Genomic DNA, 1,332 nt, shown 5'->3' with positions numbered 1-1,332 from the left:
CCCCCCCCCCCCCCCCCCCCCCGCGCCCCCCGCCCCCCCCCCCCCCCCCCCCGCGGCGGCCCCCCCCCGGGCGCCAGGCGTGCCCATTGCTCGTCGGTCAGCAGGCGCATGCGCCCGCTCGTGGTCACCGAGGCTGGTAGGCGGTGGCCAGCACGGAGACGGTGACCTGGTCGGGCAGGACGCCGCCGTCGTTCAGGTCTGCACGGCTCACGTGGCGTGCGCTCGGCGTCATCGCCACCAGGTCCAGGGCATCCAGCCTGGTCAAGGACACGGAGTACTCCACCTGTTCGGTGACGGCGGCCTCGAAGAACGGGTTGAGCGCCCGGTGCAGGCGCTGTTCCTTGACCGGGTCGATCGTGACCATCGCAGGCACCTGCCCACGCAGCTCGGCCAGGTGCCGCCCGGTGGGTCGGACCACGATCAGCCGGCCGGTCGGGCGCAGTACGCGGTGGAACTCGACCGGGTTGCGCGGGGCGAACACGTTCAACACGACATCGGCCACCCCGTCGGCCAGCGGGAAGGGACGGAAGACGTCCCAGGCCACCGCGGCGGCTCGGTCGTGGGCACGGGCTGCCGAGCGCAGCGCGCGCACGGATGTGTCCAGCCCCAGACCACGGGCGCCGGGCAACCGGTCGAGTACGCCGGCCAGGTAGTAGCCCGTTCCGCATCCCACGTCCACCACCGCGGCCCGTTCGGACGCGGCGTCGGCCGCCAGGCGGGCCCCGATGTCGCGGATGGGCGCGTAGGCGCCGGTGGACAGAAAGCGGTCCCGGGACCGGACCATGGCCGCGTCATCGCCACTGGTGGCGCGGGTGCCCGTCAGCAGGCTGGCGTAGCCGTGGCGGGCGATGTCGAAGGTGTGGCCCACCGGACAGCGCAGTGCACCGCGGCCGGGGTGCAGGCGGCGCGTGCGGCACGTCGGGCAGCGCAGCACGTCGAGGGACAGTTCAAGGGCAGGGGAAAGCGACACGGGCACGAGGCACTCCTGGCAAGCGTGAAGGGAAGGAACCGTGCCTGCACGCGCGCTCAGGGCGTCACTGCCTCGGAAAGGAACGGGCAGCGTTGGGAACGTGGTTCACGTGGCAGGCACACCAAGGAGGGCGACGCCGTTCGGCATCGCCCTCAGCGCCTTCCGATCACAGGAAGCAGCAGTGCGGGGTGCTCATGAATGCCACGCCATGAGTCTACGAGCACGGCGAAGCCCTTCATGCCTCCAGGCCCGAGAGTTGGGAGACACGACCTAGCCGTACCGGCCCGCGGCCCGCACCCCCTTCACCATCCGCTCGAACTCCGCGTACGAGGGCGCGGGGGGTTTCTCCAGCAGCAGGTGCA

General features: G+C 72.4%; 1 protein-coding gene. It reads right to left on the bottom strand.

The features are described from left to right. Window positions 1-124 precede the first annotated feature (124 nt). Entirely contained in the window at window positions 125-976 is an 852-nt protein-coding gene (locus tag AC2CJA_RS26695) for a methyltransferase domain-containing protein (RefSeq protein ID WP_484605216.1), read from the bottom strand. Between the last annotated feature and the right edge of the window lie 356 nt (window positions 977-1,332).

The organism is Streptomyces sp. ATLC9, from assembly GCF_057196705.1.
This window is presented reverse-complemented; position numbering and strand designations above follow the sequence as displayed.